This window comes from Streptomyces sp. NPDC091287, assembly GCF_044768525.1.
GTDB lineage: Bacteria > Actinomycetota > Actinomycetes > Streptomycetales > Streptomycetaceae > Streptomyces.
The window spans coordinates 69,212-94,167 of record NZ_JBIVUV010000024.1 but is presented as its reverse complement, the minus strand read 5'-3'; the positions used below and the strand labels follow the sequence as shown (position 1 = coordinate 94,167).

Genomic DNA, 24,956 nt, shown 5'->3' with positions numbered 1-24,956 from the left:
GGGGTAGCGGGGTGGCGGGGGTAACGGAACAGTGTGCGCGCGGCGGCGGGGGCGTCGGGTCTCGTGTGCGGCGGGCGCGGTGGGGACGGAACCGTCGGCGGGCCGGGGGGAGGCCGGCAGGGGAAGGCCGGCGGGGCGTCAGGGCCGTCGAGTGAACGGCGGATCGCCTGCGTACCGGCCGACGTCGAAGTGGCAGCACGGGAGCGGGTCCCCGGGAGGGGACGTGGTCGCGTCGGGAACACTTCGGCGAACTCTCTCGTTCGACCTCCGGCCCCCTACCGCGAACCGTGAATCCGAGGAACTGCCTTGCCCGATACTTCCACTGCCGACGCCGTGCACCCGCTCCCGTCTCCCTCCGCCCAGGCGGAGCGCCTGATCGAGCTCGGGGTGCACGTGATCGCGGGGATTCCCGCTAAGGACATCCGCGCGTTCGCCGAAACGGCCGGCCGGGGCCGTGACGTTCTGCTCGCCGTCCATCCGGACCGCGCCCCCGCCTCAGCCCTCGCGCCACTGCTCCTCCGCGACAGCAAGCCCGGCTTCGTCGTCGTCGACATGCCCGACGTCGACCGGTTCGCCCCCGACGCGGTCGAACTCCCCGACGCTCCTCTCTATTTCGTCGCCGGGCTCAACCGCGGCGACCACATGGCCAACTGGAGCCCGGAAGAGGCGTTGCCCGCCCTCACCGAGGAGGGCCGCACCCCCTTGGTGCTCACCGAAGGCATCCACTGGGTCCTGCAGCAGCCGGCGGTGCTTGAGCGGAACCTCTGCTTCATGACCATCGGGTCCCGGCTGCGCAAGGCGAACGGCGCCCTGGACGCGCGTACCCCGGCGCTCTGGATCAGCAACGGCACCGGGCGGGACGGCAAGGAGCGGCGCAACGCCCCCAAGGTCGGCTGGTGCTGGTGGGGCAACCGCCATACGTGGCTGGGATTCGCCTCCGCCACGGGCCGCGAGGGCCAGTAGCGCCCGTTCGCCCTGCCGTTGACCCACCTCCGATGACCCACCTCCGATGAAGCGGGCCGCGCGGGCCCGCTTCATCGGCGCGGGCGAGAAACACCTCCCCGGAGTGCGCGGTCCCAGGCCTGAAAATTACTGACTGAGCGCCAGATGCCCTGTAAAACAAGGGGTTTGGCGACTTTGCATCAAGGCCTGCGAACTTTGAACACTGTGGTGACGAAGTATGGACGCCACCGGTAGAAGCCTCCTACTGTTCTCGGCGCAGCCACCGGAGTCCCTGTCCGGACGAAGCGCTGCCCCACCGCACGAGCCGAACGTTCACCCCCGGGCGCCGGGTGGCCCCACCCACCGCCGCGACGTGCCCCTCGCAGCGAGGGGCCAGGAGGAAGAATGCATCCACGGCCGTTCCACCGTTGCCGCAGACAACTCACCGGCCTGCTGGTCTCCGCGTTTCTCGTCGGCGCCTTCTCCGCCGTACCGGCCGCCGCCGCGCCGGTGCCGCGGGAAGAACTCCCGCCGCAGGAGCCGGGCGTCACCCTGCGCGTCTTCGACGTACAGGTCCCCCTCAGCGAGCTGTGCGACATCAAGGCCGGACAGACTCCGAACGTCGACAAGTTGATGCCGGGCATCGACTGGAGTTCGCCGGACGACTTCGGCTTCGGCGATCACTTCGTCTCCCAGGTCACAGCAAACCTCACCGTTCCCGACGACGGTGCGTACGCCTTCCGCCTGACCAGCGACGACGGTTCGCGGCTGCGGATCGACGACTCCACCGTCATCGATCACGACGGGCTGCACGGCGCTGAGCCCAAGGACGGGTCGGCCGAGCTGACGGCAGGTCATCACGCGCTACGGATCGATCACTTCGACCGCACCGGTGGCCAGCAGGTCACCCTCGAATGGAAGCCGCCCGGCGCGGGGGACTTCACCGTCGTGCCGAACTCCGTACTGAGCACCGACGCCGACGTCGTACGGGTGACGGCGCCGGGCCGCAAGGAGTGCGAGGGCGCCCTCGACTCCCCCGGCGACGGGCTGCCGCTGACCGGAACGCACCCGGACTACGCGCTCACCGATCTGCGGCCCGCGGGCTTCGAACCGCAGGTCACCGCGATGGACTGGCTGCCCGACGGCCGGCTCGCCGTGACCACCTGGGGCGGCACCGACAACACGACCGGCGAGGTCCACCTCCTCGACAACGTCCAGGGCGACACCGGTCCCGGCGAGGTGACGGCCAAGAAGGTGGCCGAGGGGCTCAAGGAGCCGATGGGCATCAAGGCCGTCGACGGCAAGCTGTACGTGTCCCAGAAGCACGAGCTCACCGAGCTGACCGACACCGACGGCGACGACGTGACCGATGAGCGCCGGACGGTGGCGACCTGGCCGTACGGCGGGAACTTCCACGAGTTCGCCTTCGGCCTGCTCTACCGGGACGGCTACTTCTACCTGAACCTGTCCGTGGCGATCGACCTGGGCGGGGCGACGACCGACCCGCAGCCGGCGCCGAACCGCGGTTCGACGATCAAGGTGAACAAGGAGACCGGCAAGGTCGACTACATCGCCGGGGGCCTGCGGACACCCAACGGCATCGGCTGGGGCCCGGAGGGCGACATGTTCGTCCTCGACAACCAGGGCGGCTGGCTGCCCTCCTCGAAGCTGCTCCACATCAAGCAGGACCGCTTCTTCAACCACTACACCAACCCGTCGGGCCCCTTCGACGCGAAGCCGGTGACCAAGCCGGTGCTGTGGCTGCCGCAGAACGAGATAGCCAACTCCCCCAGTACGCCTCTGCAGTTGGAAGAGGGCCGGTTCGCCGGGCAGATGCTGTTCGGTGACGTCACGTACGGCGGCATCCAGCGCGCCTACCTGGAGAAGGTCGACGGCGAGTACCAGGGAGCGGTCTTCCGCTTCACCCAGGGCCTGGAGGCAGGGGTCAACCGGATCAGCATGGGTCCGGACGGCGCGATCTACGCCGGCGGCCTCGGCGCGGGCGGCAACTGGGGCCAGGAGGGCAAGCTGACCTACGGGCTCCAGAAGCTCTCCCCCAGCGGTGACAAGGCCTTCGACATCCTGGCGATGCGCGCGAAGCCGGGTGGCTTCGAGCTGGAGTACACCGAGCCGCTCTCCGAGGAGACGGCCGCGAAGCTCGCGGAGAGCTACCGGGTCGAGCAGTGGGCGTACGCCCCGACCCCCGCCTACGGCGGCCCCAAGATCGACGAGGAGTCTCTGGACGTCGGTGCGGCCACCCTTTCCGAGGACCGCAAGAAGGTCACGCTGACCATTCCCGGGCTCAAAGCGAACCGTGTGGTCCACGTCCGCTCGCCGCGCCCCTTCAGCTCCGCCGACGGCACGGAGCTGTGGAGCACGGAGGCCTGGTACACCCTCAACTCCCTGCCCGGCGACCAGCCCCCGGCCACCCGGTACGAGGCGGAGGAGGCCGCCCTCAGCGGCGGCGCGGGCTTCGACACCGAGCACGCGGGCTATTCGGGCGGCGGCTTCGTCGACAACTTCGGCAACGAGGGAGCGGCGGTCACCTTCGACGTGGAGGCCGGGAAGGCGGGTACCCACGACGTGGGTCTGCGCTACTCCAACGGGCCGGATCCGGCGCCCGGCACCAAGACGGTGAGCGTCCATGTCAACGGCGAGAAGGTCCGGCAGATCGAGCTGCTGTCGACCACCGACTGGAAGACCTGGTCGACGGGGACAGAGCAGCTGGAGCTGCGCGAGGGCCGCAACACGATCACCTACTCCTACGACAGCGGTGACACCGGCCATGTGAACCTGGACATGATCACCGTCCATCCGAAGGGGGCCCGCGTCCAGCTCTTCGACGGCACGGACCAGGGGGCCTGGCAGCATCCGGACGGGCGGGCACCCGAATGGCCGGTGAGCGGCGGGGAGATGGAGGTCGCCGGCGGGGACCTGCGCACCAAGCAGGGCTTCCAGGACTTCCGTGCGCACGTCGAGTTCCGGCTGCCGAACCTTCCGCCGGACGTGACCGGCCAGGACCGCGCCAACAGCGGCGTGTATCTGCAGGAGCGCTATGAGGTGCAGATCCTCGACTCGTACGGTGACACCACGCTCGCCGACAACGAGGCCGGGGCGATCTACACCAAGAAGGCCCCGGACGTGAACGCGGCCACGGCCCCGGAGACCTGGCAGACGTACGACATCACCTTCCGCGCCGCCCGCTTCGACGCCTCGGGCGCGAAGACGGAGGACGCCCGGGTCACCGTCGTGTGGAACGGCGTCACCGTCCACGACGACGTGGCCGTCGACGGCCCGACGGGCGGCGGAGCTGCCGAGGGTCCGACGGCCGGGGCGATCAAGCTCCAGGACCACGGGAGCAAGATCCGCTACCGCGACGTGTGGGTCGAGCCGCTCACCTAGGTCGCGTCGTTCGGGATGATGCCGGGCTCGACGTACCGGTTTCGGGGTGGCAGCGGCCGGCTGTCACCCCGGAGCCGTCCGCACCGGCGCTCCCACCGCGCGCCGCAGCGGTCGTGGCCCTGACGCCGGGTCTGTGCCCGGTGGGGCCACCGCTATCGTGCTTTCGTGACTCGCACCGCGCAGCGTCCGCTGCTGTTCCTCGACGTCGACGGTCCGCTCATCCCCTTCGGTGCGACGCCCCGCCCCCACCCGACCTACGGGACGGCCCCCGGGACTCCGGGTACCGGTGCGAATCCGCTTCTGACCAGGATCGATCCCCGGCCCGGCCCTGCTCCACCGGGTGGATGCCCGGCGAGGCCTGGCGGACAGTGACTGCACGGCTCTCGACGCCTGGCTGCGGCGTGTGGGGGACGGCGCGTAGGCGCGTATCCCCCGCGTCTTCGGGGCATCGGTTCCGTCAGGCCGTGCTTCTGCGGCAGGAGACGACCACCAGGAACGGCCACAGGGCCTGGACGAACGTCACGACACGCTCGGCGACACCGGGCGCCCCCGTGCCGTGCAGCTCCGCCAGGAACCACAGAGCGCTCGCGCCCATCAACGCGCTCGCGGCGAGCGACACATCGAGCCTCAGCCCCCACGGCACCGGCCTCCTGTCCCGGACTGCGGCCAGGGGAGGCCACACCGCCAGCAGCACGAGGCCCACGGTGGACACGGCCCCGTGCTCCAACGCCCCGCCGCTGTTCGGGACGGGCACCAGCGTCAGGGCCAGTGCGCACAGTCCGCCGCCGGCCAGGGCCACCCGGCCGGCGGGCGCCGCCGGCCGGAGCGCGTGCGCCGTCGCCACGTAGCACGTCCCCAGTACCAGCAGCATCCCCGTCATCAGCCAGTAGCTGGCAGCACCGTAGGAGGCCAGCACGCTCAGGGTCTGCCTCACGGGGTCGTACTCCGGCCCCTGGCGCAGCTGCGCAATCATCCAGGAGCCGACCAGAAGGACGGGGGCGCATCCGGAGGAGACCAAGGCCCACCAGGGAGCAGATCGCATCGAGCCAGCATAAATGCGAGCATCTCGGCCACTGCTGACATCCGCCCGGTTCGGCCGACCGCGCCGCCGGCCGCGCGGGGGGCACCCGGCAGCGGTCGGGCGTTCAGGCCGACAGCACGCGCAGGACCAGTGCGGCGGCGGCCAGCAGGGCGAGCGCCACGGGCGGCACGATCTCGTAGTCCTTGGCGCGCAGGTGGGTGACGACGGCCCCGATGAAGTAGAGGACGACGCCGACGGCCGCGGCGGATCCGATCAGCGGCGCACCGAGGCCGATCAGGAGGCCGAGGGCGCCGGCCGCCTTGAGGGAGGCCAGCCAGGGGAACCAGGCGCCGGGGACGCCCACCTTGCCCATCGAGGCCGTGATGGCCTCGTTGCGCGTGAACGTCAGCACGGCGGAGGCGCCGAGCGCGAAGGCGAGAAGGACGCCGACCACGGCGTAGGCGATGAACATCGTTACCTCGGGATCATCAATGATGCGAATGGCTAGATCATTGATGACTATAAACGATTTCAGCGGTTCCACAATGTGCGCCCTGATACCGTGGTGGAATGCCAGCTCAGGACAGGGCCGCCCAGCCATCGGCGGGGCCTTCGACGTCTCCCGGCGATCCGGGCTACCGCCTCGGATTCCTGCTCGCCTACCACGGCAACGCGACGCAGACCCTCATCCACAAGGCGCTCGCGGCCACCGGACTCACCCCGCGGCACATGATGACGCTCCTCCAGCTCGCCGACGGGCCGGTCACACAGAAGGCGCTCATCGAGAGGCTCGACGTCGACCCCAGCGTCCTCGTGGCCCTCCTCAACGATCTCGAGGGCGACGATCTCGTACGCCGTCGTCGCGACACCGCCGACCGGCGGCGCCACATCGTCGAGATCACTCCACGGGGCGAGTCGCAGCTCCGGACCTCGGACACGGCACTCGACACCGTGGAGGACGAACTCTTCGCGGACCTGTCCGAGCGCGACCGGGCCACGCTGCGCCGACTGCTGGGCAAGCTGCGGACCTCCCCGCAGGACTTCAGCTGCACGGAGGAATGAGCCCCGCGGTCCTCGACGCCGCCGGCTCAGATCGCGGTGCCCTCCGGGGCCGCCCCGGTCTCCGCCCGCCGGATGGGCATCATCGTCTCCACCGCCTCCTGTGCGAGGTGGTCGAGGATCAGCCGGTTCACCAGCGCCGGCTTCTCCAGCGGGGCCAGGTGGGACGCCCCGGGAACGACAGCCAGCTCGGCGTCCGGGATCGCGCGGTACAGGGCCATCGTGTGCTCCAGCGTCATCAGGTCGTCATCGCCGACCATGACGAGGGTGGGCGCCTCGACGCGGGCCAGGTCCTCGGCCGTCAGCGTCGGCTGCGTGCGCCACATGTCGACCACCTTCGCGGCCACCACCGGCCAGTGGTCCGCGCCGTCCGGTGAGACGGGCTCGTACATCTCCCGGAAGAACGCGAGATCGGGCGCGGCGGGGGTCATCGCGTCGAGCATCGACGGCTCGACGAAGCACTCGGGGCCCGGGCGGAAGTTGGCCCCGATCGCCACGGCCCTGCGGACGAGGTCGGGACGGTCCATGGCGACGAGCAGAGCGACGACTCCCCCGTCGCTCCAGCCCACCAGATGCGCCCCTCCCCCGACGACCTCCTCCAGGAAGACCACGGTGTCGTCGGCCATGTCCTGGTACGTCAGCGGCCCCGCGACGTCGGCCGTGTGCCCGTGGGCACGCCGTTCCGGCAGATACACGCGGTGGGCGGCGGCGAGGTCGGCGCGCTGCGCTCCCCACGTGTCGTTGGTACAGAAGCCGCCGTGCAGCAGCACCAGCGGGTCGCCGTCCCCCTCGGTCTCGTACCAGGTCCTGACACCTGGCAGTTCCGCGTACTCGTACTCACCCATCGTTCCGGGCCTCCCCAGGGCAGTCGTCTTCGTGGCCCCCCGTCTCCGTCCAGTCTGCGTCGCGGTCCCGTGGGCCGCCATGCGGAGCCCGTGCGGTTACGTCCGTGGGGCCTGCGCGAGCGGGGATCGCGGGCTCGTACCGGCCCGCCGAAAAGATTTCGAGAGGTTTTCGGGCGACGATGTCGAGAACCCGTATCCGGCTCCGTCCCTGGAGTGAAAGCGGCCACAATGGGCCGCACAGCACCGAGGAGTAGCACCATGGCCAAGTACCTTCTGCTCAAGCACTACCGCGGAGCCCCGGCCTCGGTCAACGACGTACCGATGGACCGGTGGACGCCCGAGGAGATCTCGGCGCACGTGCAGTACATGCAGGACTTCGCGGACCGGCTGGAGAAGACCGGGGAGTTCGTCGACGGCCAGGCGCTCGCCCCCGAGGGCGCGTGGGTCCGGTACGACGGCGAGGGCCGCCCGCCGGTCACCGACGGGCCGTTCGCCGAGACCAAGGACCTCATCGCCGGCTGGATGATCATCGACGTCGACGGCTACGACCGCGCCGTCGAACTGGCCGGGGAGCTGTCGGCCGCTCCGGGGGCGGGCGGGAAGCCCATCCACGAGTGGCTGGAGGTTCGCCCGTTCCTGTCCGCGCCGCCCACCGTCACGGAGTGACCCCACGATGAACGAGGCCCTCCTGCGGAGCCTCACACCGAGCGTCCTCGCCATCCTCGTCCGCCGCGGGGCAGACTTCGCGGCGGCCGAGGACGCCGTGCAGGACGCCCTGGTCGAGGCGGTCCGCGTATGGCCGGACGAGCGACCGCGGGACCCGAAGGGCTGGCTGGTCACCGTGGCCTGGCGGCGGTTCCTCGACGGGACCCGGGCGGAGGCCGCCCGGCGGCGGCGGGAGGACCTCGTCGACGAGGAGCCCGCGCCCGGCCCCGTGCCGGCGGTGGACGACACGCTCCAGCTCTATTTCCTGTGCGCCCACCCGTCGCTGACGCCGTCGTCCGCCGTCGCGCTCACCCTGCGCGCCGTCGGCGGGCTCACGACCCGCCAGATCGCCCGGGCCTATCTGGTGCCCGAGGCGACCATGGCACAGCGCATCAGCCGGGCGAAGCGCACCGTCTCCGGCGTGTCGTTCGATCAGCCCGGCGATGTCGCCACCGTGCTGCGCGTCCTCTATCTGGTCTTCAACGAGGGCTATTCCGGCGACGTCGACCTCGCCGCCGAGGCGATCCGGCTCACCCGGCAGCTCGCAGCAGCGATCGACCACCCGGAGGTGGCGGGGCTGCTCGCCCTCATGCTGCTCCACCATGCCCGCCGCGCCACCCGGACCGCGCCCGACGGGAGCCTGGTTCCGCTCGCCGAGCAGGACAGGGGCCGCTGGGACACCGGGGCGATCGCCGAGGGCGTCGAGATCCTGCAAGGGGCCCTCGCCCGCGACCGGCTGGGTGAGTTCCAGGCCCAGGCCGCCATCGCGGCGCTCCACGCCGACGCGCCGACCGCCGGGGAGACCGACTGGGTGCAGATCGTCGAGTGGTACGACGAACTGGCGGGCCTGACGGACAGCCCGGTCGTCCGGCTCAACCGTGCGGTGGCCGTCGGGGAGGCCGACGGTCCGCGCGCCGGGCTGGCCGAACTCGCCGCGCTGAGCCACACGTTGCCCCGCCACACCGCGGTGGCGGCGTATCTCCACGAGCGCGACGGCGACCTGCCGAAGGCGGCCCGGCTGTACGCGGAGGCCGCCCACAAGGCCCCCACGCTCGCCGAACGCGACCACCTCACGCGCCAGGCCGCCCGGCTGAACGCCGGTCTTCGACGCTGACGGATCGACCGCGCCCACCACGTCCGGAGATGCGCGGCCCGACCGTCGTACGCCTCAGGCGCGGCAACGCGACATCTCCAGCGGCGGGTTGGCGAAATCTCCAGCAGCGGGTTGGCGAGGAAGTCCTCCCAGAACTCCGCGCCGAACGCGCGCAGGCCGGCCTCGGACACCTGCCGGAGGCCAGGTCGAGGACCGACCTGTCGCGTACGTCCCCGACGAGGGTCAGAAAGCTCGGCACCTCCGCGTAGTGCGCCAGCGGCAGGGCCTTGAACACCTCGAACGCCTCACCGATCTCGTCGTACTGCTGCGTGCCCGCCGTTTCCCTGTCCCGACGCTTCGTGCACCCTCGGCTCGGCAGCCCCGCGTCCACTCACCTCGCGCGGCTCAGGCGGACAGTCTCGCGCGCCCTCAGCGCACCGTCGTACTGGCGGGGAACCACAAGAACGCGGGCCTCCTCCCGGTGTCACGTACGGTCGGTGGGCTCCCCGCGACGACGGCGGCAAACCGTACGGTCGAGCGAGTTGATCACTCGATCGTGACTTCCGCCCCTTCGGCGCCCTGTGCGTCGCAATGCTGTGGGACGGGCGCGCGACCCGCGCTGTCGGCTGTTATGGGGTGGGGAGTGGCATGACGCGAGAAACGGGACGTGACGGGGACCTGGACGAGCGGGTGGTCCTGCTCGTGGCGGGGGCGGCCGATCTGGCGGTGAGCGCGGTGGGTTCGGCCCTGGGAGCGGTGCGTGGGCTGCTGCGCCGCTCGGACGCCGCGGAGCTGGCGGCGGACGCCGAGCACGAGCTGATGGCGCGCGGGCGCCTGGTGCTGGGCCGGTACGCCGCCCCGCCACCGGCACATCTGGAGCTGCTCGCCCGGCATGCCATCGCCCGGCGGGCCGCCGATGACGCCTGACCGCTGGGACGCGGCCGCGTTCAAGGTCCGGGTCGACGAGGTGCTGCACCCGTTCGTCGCCCGGGAGGCCGATCTGTTCGCGGCGATCGACCCGGCCCTGGCCCCGGTGGCCGCGCAGGTGGACGCGGTCGTCGCGGACGGCAAACGACTGCGGGCGGCGTTCTGTTACTGGGGTTGGCGGGCGGCGGGGCAGCCGGACAGCGACGCGCTGGTGCGGGCGGCGGCCTCCCTGGAGCTGATCCACGCCGCCGCTGTCGTGCACGACGATCTCATCGACGACAGCGCTCTGCGGCACGGCCGCCCCACCGCGCACATCGCTCTGCGCGGTGCCGTGCGCCGTCGCCCGCGTTCCGTCGCCGCCGCCAGGTCGCTGGCGATGCTGGTGGGCGATCTGCTGATGGGAATGGCCGGGCAACTGTTCACCACCAGCGGTCTGCCCGTCGCCTATCTCGGCCGGGCCCGCCCGTTGTGGGCGGTTCTGGGCCGGGAGCTGATCGCGGGCGAGTGCCTGGAGATCCTGCGCACAGGAGCGGAGCCGGACACCGCGGCCTCGCTGAAGGTGATCCGGTACAAGACCGCCAAGTACACGGTCGAGCAGCCCCTGTTGATCGGCGGCGCGCTGGCCGGGGCCGGCGGCCGGCTGTGCGAGGGCTACTCCGCCTACGGGCTGCCGCTGGGCGAGGCCTTCCAGCTGAGGGACGATCTGCTCGGGTTGTTCGGAGACCCGGGACGCACCGGCAAGGCCAATGCCGACGACGTGTGCGGCCACCGGCCCACGACCCTGCTGGCGGAGACCTGGCGGGTCGCCGGTGACGACGACCGTGACCGGCTACGGGCCCTTCTGGGCCGGCGCGACCTGGACGAGGACGGGCTGAACGCGGTGCGCGCGGTCATGCGCAGGCTGAAGACCCCCAACCTCGTCGAAAGCATGATCACGGCGCGCGTCGAGGAAGCCCTCGACGCCCTCCATGAGCTGGACGTGGCACCGCGCGCGTCCGACGCCCTGACCGCGCTGGCGAGGTCGGCGACCGTCCGGCTGTCCTGACCCGTCGCCCGCCCGCCGCGCATAGCACCGCACCGCACCGCACCGCACCGCACCGAAAACGAGGAAGTCCGTCTTGACCTATACCGAGGCTTCGATGAACGCCCTGCGGCAGGGCGGTGACGAACTGGCCGACGCCACGGTCGCCGCGCTCTTCGAAAGCGGGGAGGTGGGCAAGTTCAACACGCTGATGCGCTACGTCTCCACCGCCGGCGCTCCCCTGCCGGACGGGTTGCCCGATGTCGCCCGGGACTACCTTCAGGCCACAAGTGCCCCACCGGCCTGGGTCGACTGGGAGGAGATGGAGAAGGCCCGGCTGTTCTTCATCGACAACAACGTGCATATTTCCACCGCGCTGTCGTTCGCCTCCATGCCTGCCTGCTACGTGGTCCCGCACGTGGCGAAGCTCCTCTCCGCCACCCACGGGCTGAAGTACCCCTCCAAACGGATGGCGGAGACCGGCCAGTTCACCGTCTATCTGATGCGACCCGACGCCTTCGAGGCCGGGGGACGCTTCCTCCCCGCCGCCCAGAAGGTCCGCCTTCTGCACGCGTCGATCCGCCATCACCTCCTGCGCGAAAAGCGGTGGGACACCGACGCGCTCGGGACGCCGATCTGCCAGGAGGACATGATCGGCGGGCAGATGTTCTTCTCGCTGCTCGTGCTCGACAGCCTGCACCGCCTCGGCATCCGCATGTCGGAGGAGGGCGCGGCGGCCTACTACTACGCCTGGCGCGTGGTCGGCGCGATGCTGGGAGTCAGCCAGGAGGCCGTCCCCCGGTCCCTGGACGAGGCCCGCCAGTTCCTCGACCTCTACATGGTCCGGCACATGGGACCCTCCGAGGAAGGCGCGCTGTTGACCCGGCAGCTCATCGACCTCTACGAGGAGGTCGTGCCCGGGACCTTCTTCGACCCGATCGTCTCCGCGCTCATCCGACACCTGGTCGGCGACACCTGCGCCGACTGGCTCCAGGTGCCCCGCACCTCGTGGGACACCGTCGTCAAGGCCGTACCCCACCTCCTCGGTGTCCTGGAGACCGTCGAGGACCGGTCCCCCCTCGGCGCCTGGGCCCTGGACCGCCTCGGTCACCTCACCACCGTCCTCGAACTGTCCTCCCTCACCCGTGGACGCGTGATGCACTACGCCATCCCCGAACAGCTCAAGGAGGAGTACGGCGTCTCCCCCGGGGCGTCCCGCGCCGGACGCTGGAGCCCGCCCGCCGTCACCGTCCCCGCCCACACCCCATCGTGACAATTAGGTAAGCCTCACCTAATATGCGATGTGTCGTCTTCGGGTCCCCACACGCCGAGAAGCCGGTATCCCCCCTTCTTTCGTTCGCCTCCCGGGAACGGCTCCGTCCAGACGTGCGCCGTGCCCCTCCCCCGAAGGAGACATGCAGCGCATGTCCATGCCCCGCCGCGGCCGCCTGGCCGCACTTGCCGCCCTGACCGTCGTATCCGTGGGCGCCGGCGTGCTCGCCGTTCCCGCCTCCGCCGCCACCCCGGGCATCCACGCAGCCGAGCGGGCCGACGCCGCGGGTACCACGTCCGCGGCCTCCCCGATCCTGCTGTCCGGCCGATCCTCCTGGGGCTTCAAGGACTCCTGGGTCCGCTACGTCACCGGCTCGGGCGGCTCGGTGAACGTGGCCGGCGGCGCGACCTCGGATGCGACCGGACGGGTCGGCTATCCCGTCAAGCACGGCTCGGTGAACCCTGCCGAGCGCTCCGCCGATGTGCGCTTCGGCGGCTCGGTCACCTACGCGGTCCCGAGTCACGGGATAACCGCGATCACGCTCGCCAACCCGCGTGTGGTCCTCAAGGACGGCAAGGGCACGCTCCACATGGACGTGACGACCGACATCGCCGCCGGCAAGGCCCCGGTGACCACGCCCGGCGTGCCGCTCGCCGCGCTCACGGCATCCGCCGACGCGCTCGACGGAGCCGTCCTCGACTGGACGGGCATCACGGCCACCCTCACCGACGAGGGCGCGGCCATCTTCGCCTACCAGGGCCGGCCCATGTACGCGGTCGGCACGGCGCTGGACCCCGTCGCCATCAGCGGCGGCGTCAGCGTTCCCACCCTGACGGTCAGTCAGGTCACCGGCCTGGGCGCGGAGAACGAGGTCACCGTCAGCGGCAAGGGTTACCAGCCCGGGCGCGGCGTGTATCTGGCCCAGTCCATCGCCCTGCCCGGCACCACCTACCCCAGCGTCTTCGGCAACGCGGCGTACGTCCGTCAGGTCGGCGCGGACGGCACCTTCAGCGTCACGCTGAAGCTCACCGAGACCTTCGCCCCCTCCGGGGCTCCCGTCGTCGACTGCCGAACCACCGCCTGCTTCGTGACGAGCTTCAACTCGCACGACGGCAGCGACTCCACCTGGATGCCCTCCCGGGCCCAGGACGTCGCCCAGCCGCTCAAGTTCGGCGTCGAGGTCCCCGCCGCCACCGTCACCCAGCACCCCGCGCCGCGTACTGTCCGCTCGGGCGCCACCGGCACGTTCACCGCCGCCGCGACCGGCGCGGATTCGGTCCGCTGGGAGCGCAGCACCGACCGTGGCGCGACCTGGAGCACCGTCCCCGGAGCCGCCGCCACCACCCTGTCGGTCAAGGCGTCGGCCGCGCTCAACGGCCACCGCTACCGTGCCGTCTTCGTCAACACGTCCGGTGAGACGGCCACTTCGGCCGCAGCTCTCACGGTGTCCGCGGTGCCCGCCCGGATCGTCTCCTTCAACGCCTCTCCCGAGCCGGTCGGCAAGGGCGGCAAGGTGAAGGTGGTCGCCACGCTCCAGACCGCCGGCGCCACGGACAACGTCTGGCGGCCGCTGGCCAAGGCGCCCGTCGTGATCGAGTTCCGGGCGAAGGGCGGCAAGACCTGGAGCCGGGCCACCACGGTCAGCACCACCGGCAAGGGCGTCGTCTCGGTATCGGTCACCGCCGTCAAGGACGGCACCTGGCGCGCCCGTTACGCGGGGACCGCCGACCGCGCCGCGGCCGTCAGCACCTCCGACAACGTGGACGTCAAGCTGCGGACCGCCGTCTCCGGCTTCAACGCCTCCCCCGAGCCGGTCCGCAAGGGGCGCACCATCACCGTCAAGGGCACCCTGCGCAGCCTGGACGGCACCTGGAGGAACACCTCCGGTCAGTCCGTGATCATCCTGTTCAAGGCCGACGGCTCCAGCAAGTGGAGCAAGCTGGCGACCGTACGTACGAACGGCAAGGGCGTGTTCTCGAAGGGGTTCACCGCCAAGAAGGACGGCACCTGGAAGGCACAGTTCAAGGCCACGTCGTCCCGGCTGGGCACGACCGGCGCCGGCGACCGGGTCGACGTGCGCTGACCCGGGTCCTGTCCGTCCCGGCCTCCGCGCCTCCGCGCCGCTGCCCCTCTCCCGTCGTCCGGGGAGAGGGGCAGCGGCAGTGCCGGGATCCTTGCCGGTGGTGGAGCGGTTCAGGGGGCGGTGCCCCAGGCGAGGGTGGAGCCGGTGAAGACGCCGATCCTCGGGGCGTCGGCGAAGGCGGTGTTGGTGGAGCGGCTGTAGTCGTCGCTCTCCTGGAAGGCCGACCAGTCGCTCTTGTTGATCCGCAGTTGGATCTCCCCGGTCGTGGCGCCCGCCGCGAGGCTGCCGCCGCCGAAGCCGACCTCCAGGTAGTGACCGGCGCCGGTGGCCGGTGTGCCCACCGGTCGGACGCCGTGCGTCACGTTGCCGCAGCCGAGCACGGCGTAGTCGCAGGCGGTGGCGAAGGTGCTCGCGCCGGCGTCGGAGGTGAACCAGTAGCGGGCCGTGACCGTGGACAGGTCGATCGCGGCCGAACCGGTGTTGACCAGGCGGAGGGACATCCGGATCTGGTTGTCGGTCGGGGAGCCGTCGGTGTTGCGGTATTCGGCCTTGAGCGCGCCCGTTCCGGTGCCGCCGCCCGCCTCGGTGGTGACCTGTACGGCCGGGGCCCCGGCCGAGAGGTTGCCTGCGGCGTCCTTGGCCCTGACCGAGTAGCTGTAGGCGGTCGAGGCGCTCACCCCGGTGTCCGTGTAGGTCGTCGTGGCCGTCGTCCCCACGCGGGTGCCGTTGCGGAGGATGTCGTATCCCGTGACGCCTGTGTCGTCCGTGGACGCCGCCCAGGCGAGGGTGACGCTGCTGCTGGACTTGGCCGTCACCCGCAGGTTCGTGGGCACGGTCGGCGCCTGTGTGTCGTCCTCGCCACCGCTGCCGCCGTCGAGCGGCGGGTGGGCGTTGCGGAGCAGTTCCTGGAACTGTGCGGAGAACCAGTGCCCGGCCACCGGTGAGTCGGGCAGGGCGCCCGTGAGGTTGAAGCCGTTGCGGCCGTTGCCGGTGTACGTCGGATCGCACATCCGGTCGAAGCCCTTGCCCTCGTCGTTGTCGATGGGCTCGCTGCTGCCGTCGGACTCACCCGGGGGCTTGGCCCAGACGTAGGCGTCGATCCCCGGCTCGGGTGCGGTCGTGGGGCGCTCGCCGATGCCCGCGCCGCTCTGGTTGCACCAGTTGCCCGCGTGGATGCGGCGGTCGGTCCGGCCACCGTCGACATAGGCGTCGGCGCTGGTCAACGGCCCGGGTCCAGCGGGCCGGGAGGAGCCGCCCCAGCCGTTGCGGGCGGTGTCGATGAGCATGCCGATGTCCGAGGCGAAGCCCTGGCGGACCAGTTCCGTGCGGAGGGCCTTGGCGAACGAGAGCTCGTCCACGTAGTAGTTCCAGTCCACCCAGCGCGACTGGCGCACCGTGGTCCCGTTCACGGAGTCGGTCACCGCGAAGTGCGGCTCCTGGAGCGCCGAGTAGTTGGCCGTGTTCACGATGAAGCCGTGCACGTCGGAGACGGTGGCGCCCTCCACCGTCGCGGCCTTCTTGAACTGCTGGGCCGCGGGGACGAAGTTGGAGTCCCAGCCGAGCCAGCCGTGGTGGGCGGCGTCGACGTAGTTGTAGACGTTGGGCAGGGCGCCCAGGGTGTGCAGGGCGTATCCGATGCCCTTCTCGTAGTTGCCGTTGGCCTTCATCGTGGCGCACTCGGGGGTGGACCCGGCGGTCCCTCCGGCGTTGGTGACGAGGTTGGGCAGCGAGTCCGGTTCGATGAGCGTGACAATGCGCAGGCTCGCGTACGCCGGGTCGCCGAGGATGCCGGCGATGGGGTCGATGTAGTCGTCCTTGTAGCGGCTCAGCTCGGTGGGGCCGAGTTCACCGTTGGAGGCGAGGGCCGCGCAGTCCCGGCCGGGCAGGTTGTAGATGACGACCTGGAAGAGGTCGGCTCCCTGACTCACGGCCGTGTCGAGGTGCGCGCGCAGGCCCCGCGCGCCGGGTGTGCCGCCGATCGCGGCGATGCGATCCATCCAGACGAAGGACGGTTCGTCCGCGATGACGTCGCCGCCGGGCTCGGCGGCGGCCTTGGCGGACCAGTCGGGGTTCACGTACGCGGTGGCGCCCGCATAGGGGTTGTCGACGCGGTCGGCGGCCGACGCCTGTCCGGGCACGGCCACCGCGAGTGCGGCGCCCATGACCAGTGCGGACAGTGCCGCGGCCGCTCTTCTGCGGAGTGCGTGCGGGGTGGTGCCTCTGCTTCTCATTGCGGCTCCGTGCTCCTCTCGTACGTCCGTCGGGGGTGGCGACGGACGGGTTCAGGGGTCCGTGACGCTCAGGAGGTAGGGGATTCGAGTGGGGAAGCGTGCGTGTGGGAGCGCTCCCAAACTGGCGTGGCATTCGATGCCTGTCAAGCGATGCAGCGCAATTACGTTGCACGGAAGCGTAGTTGGAGGACATTGGAGCGCTCCCATCAACGGCCGAACAGGCGGCACGCGTAGATCACCGCTCGTGTTCGCGTCGACGATTGGCCGACTATCGACTTGCGGAGTGTGCGAGCGTCACCGCGGGAGAAGACGCCGCAACGCTGGTCTAGGCCAGACCACGCCCGTCCCCCTATCCTCACCTGTAGCCGGTGACACAACAACTCCCCCACCCAGGTTGCCTGCCGGCTCGCGCCCCCCACTCAACTCCGCTCGAGCAGCCGGGTGACCTCCCCCATTCGCCGCCTCCAGGAGGCCACGGTGAAATTTCGCACCAGAAGCTCGGCGATCATCGGCACGCTCTGCCTCGTCACGTCACTGGCGTTGGCCACGGCGTCGGCCGACGAGCCCGCCGTCCCGGTTCAGCCGGTGAACGCGTCCCTGACCGAAGTGGCCAGGGCCCAGGGGCCGTCCGCCGGGGCGGCCGGACCCGATGACACGCTGTGGATCGCCGAACGCGCGGGCACCGTAAGGGTCCTGGACGATCAGGGCCTCGGCGCACCCGTGCTCGACATCTCCGGCGAGACCACCACGGACGGCGAACGCGGCCTGCTGGGCGTCGCGTTCGACAAGACCTTCGCGCACTTCTACATCTCGTTCACGGACCTCGAAGGCACCAGCACGGTGGACGAGTTCGCCGTGGAGGGCGGCGAGCTCCAGCCGGAGACCCGGCGCACCGTCCTCACCCAGACACAGCCGTACGCGAACCACAACGGCGGGGACATCAAGTTCGGCCCCGACGGCTATCTGTACATCGCCTTCGGTGACGGCGGATCGGGCGGCGACCCGGACGGCAACGGGCAGAAGCTCGACACGCTGCTCGGCAAGCTGCTGCGGATCGACCCGAGCGGAGGCGAACCGTACGCGATCCCGGCGGACAACCCGTTCGTGGACGACGCGAACGCGAAGGACGAGATCTGGTCCTACGGGCTGCGCAATCCGTGGCGGTTCTCCTTCGACGCGGGCACGGGCGACCTGCTGATCGGCGATGTCGGCCAGAGCGACTGGGAGGAGATCGACTGGGCCCCGGCGGACAGCGAGGGCGGCGAGAACTACGGCTGGTCCTCCATGGAGGGCACCCACCCCTTCCGGGGCGGCACGGAGCCGGCGAACCACGTCCCGCCGGTCCACGAGTACGACCGTACGGGCCTCGGCTGCTCGGTGACCGGAGGATTCGTCTACCGCGGCGACGCGCTCCCGGACCTTCGGGGGAGCTATGTGTTCAGCGACTACTGCGACGGCACGCTGCGTACGCTCCAGCTGGAGAACGGCGAGGTGACCGGCGTGGGCGACCTCGGAGTCAGCGGCGGCGAGGTCATCTCGTTCGTCGAGGGCGGTGACGGCGAGCTGTACGTCCTCGGCAGCGGTGGCGCCGTCTCACGCGTCGACCCCGCGTGAGCCGCTGAAACGCACGGGCGGTCAACTGCGCGGACCGGTGCCGGGGGCCCGCCGATCATGACGATCGGCGGGCCCCCGCCCCATGGTCCGGCCGTACGCCTGACGCGCCGCCCCGCACTCGTCACGGGAGACTCCGCCCGGGCGGAGTAGGGCGGTTCGCCCTCTCCGCGCCTTCGCCGCGTTGATGGCCACGGCGGGCGTCCCGGTCGAAGATGCCCAGCAGCTCGCACGGCCCGCCCTCGGCGCCGATCGCGTGCGGGAGCATCGTGGGGAACTCCGCCGCCTGGTTCGTCTCGATCCGCAGGCGCCGGTTGCCCAGGAGCAGGATCGCGGTGCCGGAGAGGACGACGAGCCACTCGCGGCCCGGATGCGCGCGCAGCCGGGAAGGGTTGTCGGGCGGCGGCTCGGTCATGCGCTGACGGATGACGGTCATGCCGGGTTCCGCCTTGATGGGCCACCGCAGCTGACCGTGGGCCCCGTCGATCATCGGGTTGGAGACGACGTCGTCGGATGCGGTCTCAACCAGCTGGTCGAGTGAGGTGTCCAGGGCGCGGGCGAGCGTGACCAGCTGGTCCAGGGCCAGCCGGCGCCGGCCGTTCTCGATGCGGCTGAGCGTGGACTGGCTGACCTTCGCGCGGGCGGCCAGCTCCTCCAGGGACCAGCCCTGGGCCACGCGCAGGGCGCGGATGCGTTTGCGTACCAGGCTGTCCAGCTCACCATCTTCTTGCGTCATAGGCATGAGCGTATGCCATTGAAGCAACGTGCGCTTAGCGTCGGTCACTCCTGGGGCCTCGCCCCCTTCACCCGAGGCACCCGCGTCGCGGGCGTACGTCTGTTGAGAGGAATCCATGAGTTCGAACAAGCCCGGCCCGGTGAGCGTCGCTCCGAGCGACATCGCGGGCGAGTCCGGCCAGAACGTGCCCGACGCTCGTCAGCGCCGCACGATCCTGATCACCGTGTGTCTCGCGCTGATGGCCGTGATCGCCTCGGTCTCGGGGCTCAACGTATCGACTCCCGGCTCGCCGGGGTCCCCGAGGGCCCGGCCGACAGGGCGCGCGAAGGCGTCGCCAACGCCGTCGAGGCGGCGAACGGGGCGGGCCCGTACGCCCAGGAGCTGGTCCGCGCCGCACGACAGTCGTTCGTCGACGGCTGGCAGAACGCCATGTGGGCGGGGGTCGCCGTCATGGCCGCCCTGTTCCTCTACGTGCTGGTCCGGGGGCCGCTGCGGCCGGCCCGTACGGCGGAGAGCGCCGCGGACGCACACCCTGCGGTCGGTGAGCCACAACCAACGGTTGTGAGCCCATAGGCTTCAGGGCGTGGACATCGAAGCCGTGCGCACGTTCGTCACCGTCGCGGACACCGGACAGTTCCGGGAAGCCGCCGTGGACCTGCGTATCAGTCAGCAGGCCGTCTCCAAGCGCGTGGCGGGCCTGGAACGTGTGCTCGGGGTGACGTTGTTCGTGCGCACCGCCCGCGGAGCGCGCCCCACTCCGGACGGGCAGGCCTTTTTGCCCCACGCCCGCGAGGTGCTGCGGGCCGTGGAGCGGGCCGTCGCCTCGGTACGCCCCGGGGACCGGGTGCTGCGCGTGGACGTGCTCCACCGGCGCATCGCCCCGGCGCTGGCCGTACGCGGCTTCTACCAGTCCCACCCCGGCACGGACCTCGACGTGGTGACGCTCGCGGACGCGAACGTGACCGGGGCTGCCGAGGCGGTGCGGGCCGGCGAGATCGACGCGACCTTCCGCGCCGTGCCCGCGGGGGCGCTGCCCGACGGGATCAGCGCCGAACGCGTGCTGGACGATCCGTTACAGCTCCTCGTCGGACCGCGCCACCCGCTGGCCTCCGTCCGGTCGTTGGCCCCGGCGGACCTGGCCGGGCACCGGATCTGGATCCCGGGCATCAAGCAGGGCACCGAGTGGGCCGCCTACTACGACCGGCTCGCGGAGGACTTCGGTCTGCGCATCGACGCCGTCGGGCCCGACTTCGGGACCGAGGCGCTGATGGACTCGATCGCCGACTCCGCCGCGCCGGCCACACTCATCGGCTCCCGGGACCGGTACGTGTGGCCGGCCTCGCACGACCTGCGGCGGATCCCGGTCGTGGGCCCGACTCCGGTCTATCCGCACGTGTTCCTGTACCGGACGGGCAATCCGCACCCGGTTCTGGCGGCGCTGCGCAGGTACCTCGCGCAGGTACGGCCGATGCCGCCGGCCGACGCGTGGACACCGGGCTGGGCCCGCTGACGCCGTGCGGCGAACCGCCTCGGCTCAGGGGCGTTGCGCGGGGACGGGCCGGAGCCGGGGCCAGCGGGCGAGCATCCGCCGGCGCATGTCCGTGCAGAGGGTGCTCAGTCCGCTCAGACCATCGCCGCCGGCCGTCATGCCGCCGACGACACCGAGCCGGTGGACGAGGCGTTGCCGGGCGGTCACGGTGCCCCACTTCCAGTCGCGCACCGGGATCCGGGCCAGATGATCGGTGCCTTCGCGGTGGGCCCGCTGGACCAGGGCGTCGCCCCGGATCAGCCAGCCTGCGCAGGCGTCGGTGAGGTCGCCGTGGAGTTCGTCGCCGGTCTCGGTGCGCCAGGCCGTGCGGTAGGCGGCCTCCGCCCGTTCCAGCAGCGGGGTGGGCGCCGCGGTGACACACCAGCAGGTCGGGAAGCCGATGCGCAGGTAGGCGAGCTCCACCAGCCCGCTGCCCAGTGAGGCCTGTTCGAAGTCGATGAACCGGGTCCCGCCGGGGGTGTGCAGGTCGTTGCCGGGGCACGGGTCGCCGTGGAGCAGTGCGTGCCCGGGCGCCCGGGCGAGCCGGTGCACGAGGTCGTCGAGCTCGCCGGGCACGCCGGGAGGGACGGGAGCGTCGAGAGCGGCGGCCAGCCGGAGGAAGGAGGCGGCGTCGGCGGCGTCCGGGCCCTGCCGGCGGGGCAGCACTCCGGCGTGCTCGGGGCGGGCGACGGCATGCAGCCGGGCCAGGGCCGCCGCGTAGTCGACGATCCAGTCGCCGGAGGGTTGTCGGTGGTCCAGATGCTCCAGGACCAGCGCCCGGTCGTCGGGGGCGGTGCCCAGGAGCGCGGGCACCACGGCCGGGTCGGCTCCGGCGGCGAGACGCAACGCGGCCAGTTCACGGGTGTACCGCTCATCGGCGTCGGGACCGTCGACGATCTGCTTCACCACCACCGGCGTCCCGGCCGTCTCCACCCGCCACACCCGTGAGCGCGGGCTGCTGCTCAGCCGCCGGGAACGTCCCGGCGCGCCCAGTGCGGTCCGTAACTCGTCCCCCCAGGGCAGCCGCGGTCTCATGCGCTCATCCTCGCACGGGGGTCCTGTCCTGACCGGGGGATGCCCGACCTCCGACCCGGCCGTGGAGCGGCGTCGGGTCGGGACGCTCTCTCTGTGCCGCCCGCGGGGTTCAGGCGCTGCTGCGGGCCGCATCGCGCCGTACGGTACGACGTCGGCCGCGCCCGAGTCCGGCTTCGGGCCCCGCGTTGCGGCGGGGGCCTGGCCGGCACGTACGGTACGGCAGTGAACGAACCGCTCGAAGCCGTGACCGGCCCCCCTGCGGACGAACGCGTCCGGGCCACGACGACCCGCGTGTTCCTGGCGCTCGCCCCGCCCGACGACGCGAAGGACGAGCTGGCGCAGGCGCTGCGCCCGGCCTACGACGCCCATCCGCGCATGCGGTGGAACCGCATCGAGGACTGGCACATCACGCTGGCGTTCCTCGGTGAGCTGCCGGTCTCCGCCGTCCCGCCCCTGATGCCTCCGCTCGCCGGGCTCGCGGCGCGGCGACGCCCCCTGCGGCTGGCGTTGCACGGCGGCGGGCACTTCGACGAGCGGGTGCTGTGGACCGGGGTCACGGGGGACCTCGCAGGGCTGCATCACCTCGCCACCGACGTACGCGCCCTCGTCAGGGAGTGCGGTGTTTCCTTCCCCGAGCGGCCGCTGCGGCCCCATCTGACGCTGGCCCGGTCCCGCCGGGGCGACCACGCGGCCACGGTGGAGGCCGCGGCGGGGCTCGCCGCGTTCGCCGGCCGGAGTTGGGAGGCCGGGCGTCTCCACCTGGTCGGCAGCAACATCGGCCGAGGCCCGGGGCCGATCCACTACCGCGACATCGACGCCTGGGACTTCCACCACGGAGCGGAGGGGACCTGAACGACACCAGCAACACGTCCTCGTCGGAGAACGACACCGGGAATGTGGTGCAGCGTCCACTCCAGTACGTAAGCGGAGAGAGGAGTCGCCCGCGGTGAGGACCTCACCGCGGGTGCTGACCCGGAGATCAGGATCGGCGAGCCGGGCGGCGCGGCCCGCGGCGGAGCCCACGTCGTCGAGGTGGAAGTGAGCAGACCCGGGTCCTCGTAGGCGACGGCCGGCCGTACGGTCAGGGCGTCGAGTCGTGCGATAGCAGGAACTCGGTGGCCCGCGCGATGGCCTCGGCGGAGGTGCCGTGGACGGCCTCCGACTCGTCCTCCTGCAAGTCCGCGCCCGTGGCGGTGTACCACCAGGCGTCGGCGCCCGGATCGTGGTGAATGACGGCGTCGCCGCCCGCGTAATGAAGCGGAATGGACTCGCTGGCGGACTTCTTGGGCACCGCGTGCGGCCACTTGAGGCGCGCCGACTGACGCTTGATGCCACCCCAGGCCGCGCCGAGCTGCGCGTAGCTGGATCCGCCGCGTCCGGCGACGGTGGCCGCGCTCTCGGCCAGCCGGTCGACGGACCGCTTGGCCTCGTAGAGCGACCGCAGCACCGCCAGCTGCACATCGGGCGCGGCCATGAGGGCCGCGTCGAAGGGCTTGCCGGCCGCGCGGTAGGCCAGCGCGCGCGTCGAGATCCGTTCCGCCAGTGACCGGACCGCGTCGAGCACCTGCTCGTCCATGGCGAACGTGTCGTCGTCGCGGGGCTCGTTCCAGGCGGGGTCCACCGGGGTGAGGACCGTGGCCCAGAAGTTCTCATCGCTCTGATCAGGGGTCGGGATCGCCTTCACATCATCCATGCGACAAATTTAGCTGTCACTGAATCGCTCGGCAATCATATTTGTCGCCCGAGTCGTCGACAGCTACACCTGTCAGATGAGATCCGTAACTGTACCTTTCGTAAGGTAAAGTTACGGAGATCGGGGCGGTTCTCACAGTGAGGCTCATGAGGGATGACCATCAGCACGAAGCGGCGCTGGCTGCTCCTGGCCGTGGTGAGCGCGGGGCTCCTGCTGATCACGCTGGACAACTCCATCCTGTACGCGGCCCTGCCGACGCTGGTGGAGGATCTCGGCGCGAGCAGCTCCGAGGGGCTCTGGATCATCAACGCCTATCCGGTCGTGATGGCCGGTCTGCTCCTGGGCAGCGGCACGCTCGGTGACCGGGTGGGACACCGGCGGATGTTCCTGATCGGCCTCGTGGTCTTCGGCGCGGCCTCGCTCGTCGCGGCGTTCTCCACCAGCCCGGAGGCCCTGATCGCCGCGCGGGCCTTCCTCGCTGTCGGCGCGGCCGCGATGATGCCCGCCACCCTCGCCCTGATCCGCGTCACCTTCGACGACGAGCGCGAGCGCAACATGGCCATCGCGGTCTGGGGCACCATGGCGGTCGTGGGCAGCGCGCTGGGGCCGATCATCAGCGGGATCCTGCTACAGCACTTCTGGTGGGGATCGGTCTTCATCATCAACATCCCGGTCGTCCTCGCGGCGGTCGTGGCCACGCTGTTCGTCGCCCCGCCGAACGACCCGGACCCGTCCAAGCGCTGGGACCTGCTCTCCTCACTTCTGGCGCTCGTCGCCCTGGTCGGCCTCGTCATCGCGATCAAGGAGACGGCGAAGACCGACCCCGCTCCGGCCTTCATCGCCACCGCCGTCCTCGCGGCCGCTGTCGGCGGATGGACGTTCGCCCGACGGCAGCGCCGTCTGCCCTACCCGCTGCTGGACTTCGCGATCTTCCGCAACCGGGCCTTCCTCGCGGGGGTACTGGCCGCCGGATTCGCCCTCTTCGCCATCGCCGGCATCCAGCTCGTCACCACCCAGCGTTTCCAGCTCGTGGAGGGCTTCACCCCGCTGCGGGCCGGATTCCTCGTCGCGGCCGTCGCCCTGGGCGCCTTCCCCACGGCGATGCTCGGGGGCGCGATCCTCCACCGGGTGGGCCTGCTGCCCCTCATCACCGGGGGTCTCGCGCTGGGCGCCGTCGGCACCGTGCTGGTACTCACGAACTTCGCCACCAGCATGGGCCTCCTCGTCGCCGGACTGATCATCACCGGCAGCGGCCTCGGCGCGGCCATGTCCGTCGCGTCCAGCGCGATCATGGGCAATGTCCCGGCCCGCAGGGCGGGCATGGCCTCGTCCGTGGAGGAGGTCTCCTACGAGTTCGGCAGCCTGGTCGCGGTCGCCCTCCTCGGCAGCCTGCTGACCGCCGTGTACTCCGCGACCATCGACCTCCCCGCCGGGGTGTCCGCACGGGCGCGCGACAGCCTCGACAGCGCGCTCGCCCTGGCCGGCGAAGGGTCGGGGGCCAACAGCGCGCTGGTCACCGCGGCGTCCGAGGCGTTCGACGGCGCGTACCTCGCCGTGATGATCGTGGTCGCCGCCGTCCTCGCCGTCGGCGCCCTCGCGACCGGCGTGCTGCTGCGCCGCCACGGTCCCGGCTCGGCGCTGTCCGGCCCCGCACACCACTGAAGCGCCGCACCCACTCAGCTCCGTACACCCTGAGCTCGGTACATCACCGAGTCCCGGACATCACCGACCCGACGGCACGGGAGCAACAC

General features: G+C 71.3%; 21 protein-coding genes and 2 pseudogenes. 14 read left to right on the top strand and 9 right to left on the bottom strand.

What is annotated here, in order from left to right:
• Nucleotides 1-306 precede the first annotated feature (306 nt).
• Together ACIQRW_RS33310 and ACIQRW_RS33305 are read left to right on the top strand one after the other, a co-directional pair.
• Nucleotides 307-963, top strand: a complete 657-nt coding sequence (locus tag ACIQRW_RS33310) for a DUF5701 family protein (RefSeq protein WP_403767662.1) — start codon at nt 307-309, stop codon at nt 961-963.
• A gap of 384 nt (nt 964-1,347) precedes the next feature.
• Nucleotides 1,348-4,344 (top strand): family 16 glycoside hydrolase, encoded by a 2,997-nt coding sequence (locus ACIQRW_RS33305; protein WP_403767660.1) that lies wholly within the window; start codon nt 1,348-1,350, stop codon nt 4,342-4,344.
• Nucleotides 4,345-4,801: 457 nt separating this feature from the next.
• Here ACIQRW_RS33305 and ACIQRW_RS33300 read toward each other — a convergent pair whose 3' ends face one another.
• Together ACIQRW_RS33300 and ACIQRW_RS33295 are read right to left on the bottom strand one after the other, a co-directional pair.
• Entirely contained in the window at nt 4,802-5,386 is a 585-nt protein-coding gene (locus tag ACIQRW_RS33300) for a DUF998 domain-containing protein (protein WP_403767657.1), read from the bottom strand.
• A gap of 103 nt (nt 5,387-5,489) precedes the next feature.
• On the bottom strand, nt 5,490-5,837 hold the full coding sequence (locus ACIQRW_RS33295; RefSeq protein ID WP_403767654.1) for a DoxX family protein: 348 nt from the start codon (nt 5,835-5,837) through the stop codon (nt 5,490-5,492).
• 98 nt (nt 5,838-5,935) lie between these two features.
• Here ACIQRW_RS33295 and ACIQRW_RS33290 point away from each other — a divergent pair, with 98 nt between their 5' ends.
• On the top strand, nt 5,936-6,427 hold the full coding sequence (locus ACIQRW_RS33290; protein WP_403767651.1) for a MarR family winged helix-turn-helix transcriptional regulator: 492 nt from the start codon (nt 5,936-5,938) through the stop codon (nt 6,425-6,427).
• Between the two features lie 26 nt (nt 6,428-6,453).
• Here ACIQRW_RS33290 and ACIQRW_RS33285 read toward each other — a convergent pair whose 3' ends face one another.
• Complete coding sequence (locus tag ACIQRW_RS33285) at nt 6,454-7,269, bottom strand: alpha/beta fold hydrolase (protein ID WP_403767649.1); 816 nt, start codon at nt 7,267-7,269, stop codon at nt 6,454-6,456.
• 258 nt (nt 7,270-7,527) lie between these two features.
• Here ACIQRW_RS33285 and ACIQRW_RS33280 point away from each other — a divergent pair, with 258 nt between their 5' ends.
• Nucleotides 7,528-7,935 carry a YciI family protein gene (locus ACIQRW_RS33280; RefSeq protein WP_403767647.1) on the top strand — a complete coding sequence of 136 codons (408 nt, stop codon included), beginning with the start codon at nt 7,528-7,530 and terminating at the stop codon, nt 7,933-7,935.
• A gap of 7 nt (nt 7,936-7,942) precedes the next feature.
• The gene (locus ACIQRW_RS33275; RefSeq protein WP_403767644.1) at nt 7,943-9,088 is read left to right on the top strand and encodes an RNA polymerase sigma factor; all 1,146 of its coding nucleotides are present in this window, start codon (nt 7,943-7,945) and stop codon (nt 9,086-9,088) included.
• A gap of 172 nt (nt 9,089-9,260) precedes the next feature.
• Here ACIQRW_RS33275 and ACIQRW_RS33270 read toward each other — a convergent pair.
• A pseudogene (locus ACIQRW_RS33270) lies at nt 9,261-9,446 on the bottom strand (class I SAM-dependent methyltransferase); the annotation flags it as partial.
• A gap of 269 nt (nt 9,447-9,715) precedes the next feature.
• Between ACIQRW_RS33270 and ACIQRW_RS33265 the strand changes: the two are divergent.
• From ACIQRW_RS33265 to ACIQRW_RS33250, 4 genes are all read left to right on the top strand, one after another.
• On the top strand, nt 9,716-9,994 hold the full coding sequence (locus tag ACIQRW_RS33265; RefSeq protein ID WP_403767641.1) for a polyprenyl synthetase: 279 nt from the start codon (nt 9,716-9,718) through the stop codon (nt 9,992-9,994).
• Entirely contained in the window at nt 9,984-11,039 is a 1,056-nt protein-coding gene (locus ACIQRW_RS33260; protein WP_403767638.1) for a polyprenyl synthetase family protein, read from the top strand. Before ACIQRW_RS33265 ends, ACIQRW_RS33260 begins: the two co-directional genes overlap by 11 nt.
• A 73-nt stretch (nt 11,040-11,112) precedes the next feature.
• The gene (locus ACIQRW_RS33255; protein WP_403767635.1) at nt 11,113-12,288 is read left to right on the top strand and encodes an oxygenase MpaB family protein; all 1,176 of its coding nucleotides are present in this window, start codon (nt 11,113-11,115) and stop codon (nt 12,286-12,288) included.
• Between the two features lie 151 nt (nt 12,289-12,439).
• On the top strand, nt 12,440-14,371 hold the full coding sequence (locus ACIQRW_RS33250; protein WP_403767632.1) for an HtaA domain-containing protein: 1,932 nt from the start codon (nt 12,440-12,442) through the stop codon (nt 14,369-14,371).
• 110 nt (nt 14,372-14,481) lie between these two features.
• Here the strand turns inward: ACIQRW_RS33250 and ACIQRW_RS33245 are convergent, their stop codons facing one another.
• Entirely contained in the window at nt 14,482-16,602 is a 2,121-nt protein-coding gene (locus tag ACIQRW_RS33245; protein WP_403767629.1) for a glycoside hydrolase family 6 protein, read from the bottom strand.
• A 477-nt stretch (nt 16,603-17,079) separates the two neighbouring features.
• On the opposite strand from ACIQRW_RS33245, the gene ACIQRW_RS33240 reads away from it, so the two are divergent.
• Nucleotides 17,080-18,216: a PQQ-dependent sugar dehydrogenase gene (locus ACIQRW_RS33240; RefSeq protein ID WP_403767626.1), complete on the top strand. Its 1,137-nt coding sequence runs from the start codon at nt 17,080-17,082 to the stop codon at nt 18,214-18,216.
• Nucleotides 18,217-18,337: 121 nt separating this feature from the next.
• On the opposite strand, the gene ACIQRW_RS33235 is transcribed toward ACIQRW_RS33240, so the two are convergent.
• Entirely contained in the window at nt 18,338-18,949 is a 612-nt protein-coding gene (locus tag ACIQRW_RS33235; protein WP_403767623.1) for a helix-turn-helix domain-containing protein, read from the bottom strand.
• Nucleotides 18,950-19,174: 225 nt separating this feature from the next.
• On the opposite strand from ACIQRW_RS33235, the gene ACIQRW_RS33230 reads away from it, so the two are divergent.
• Both ACIQRW_RS33230 and ACIQRW_RS33225 read left to right on the top strand, forming a co-directional pair.
• Complete coding sequence (locus ACIQRW_RS33230; RefSeq protein ID WP_403767620.1) at nt 19,175-19,522, top strand: hypothetical protein; 348 nt, start codon at nt 19,175-19,177, stop codon at nt 19,520-19,522.
• 10 nt (nt 19,523-19,532) lie between these two features.
• Nucleotides 19,533-20,459 (top strand): LysR family transcriptional regulator, encoded by a 927-nt coding sequence (locus tag ACIQRW_RS33225; RefSeq protein ID WP_403767617.1) that lies wholly within the window; start codon nt 19,533-19,535, stop codon nt 20,457-20,459.
• Nucleotides 20,460-20,483: 24 nt separating this feature from the next.
• Here the strand turns inward: ACIQRW_RS33225 and ACIQRW_RS33220 are convergent, their stop codons facing one another.
• On the bottom strand, nt 20,484-21,512 hold the full coding sequence (locus ACIQRW_RS33220) for an aminoglycoside phosphotransferase family protein (protein WP_403767615.1): 1,029 nt from the start codon (nt 21,510-21,512) through the stop codon (nt 20,484-20,486).
• 222 nt (nt 21,513-21,734) lie between these two features.
• Between ACIQRW_RS33220 and thpR the strand changes: the two genes are divergently transcribed.
• The gene (gene thpR, locus ACIQRW_RS33215) at nt 21,735-22,364 is read left to right on the top strand and encodes an RNA 2',3'-cyclic phosphodiesterase (RefSeq protein WP_403767612.1); all 630 of its coding nucleotides are present in this window, start codon (nt 21,735-21,737) and stop codon (nt 22,362-22,364) included.
• Nucleotides 22,365-22,405: 41 nt separating this feature from the next.
• Here the strand turns inward: thpR and ACIQRW_RS33210 are convergent.
• Nucleotides 22,406-22,606 (bottom strand): annotated as a pseudogene (locus ACIQRW_RS33210) (maleylpyruvate isomerase); the annotation flags it as partial.
• A complete protein-coding gene (locus ACIQRW_RS33205; RefSeq protein ID WP_403767609.1) occupies nt 22,594-23,205 on the bottom strand; it encodes a hypothetical protein in 612 nt (203 codons plus the stop codon). The gene ACIQRW_RS33205 and the pseudogene ACIQRW_RS33210, both read right to left, overlap by 13 nt.
• A gap of 153 nt (nt 23,206-23,358) precedes the next feature.
• On the opposite strand from ACIQRW_RS33205, the gene ACIQRW_RS33200 reads away from it, so the two are divergent.
• On the top strand, nt 23,359-24,867 hold the full coding sequence (locus ACIQRW_RS33200; protein WP_403767606.1) for an MFS transporter: 1,509 nt from the start codon (nt 23,359-23,361) through the stop codon (nt 24,865-24,867).
• Nucleotides 24,868-24,956 lie beyond the last annotated feature (89 nt).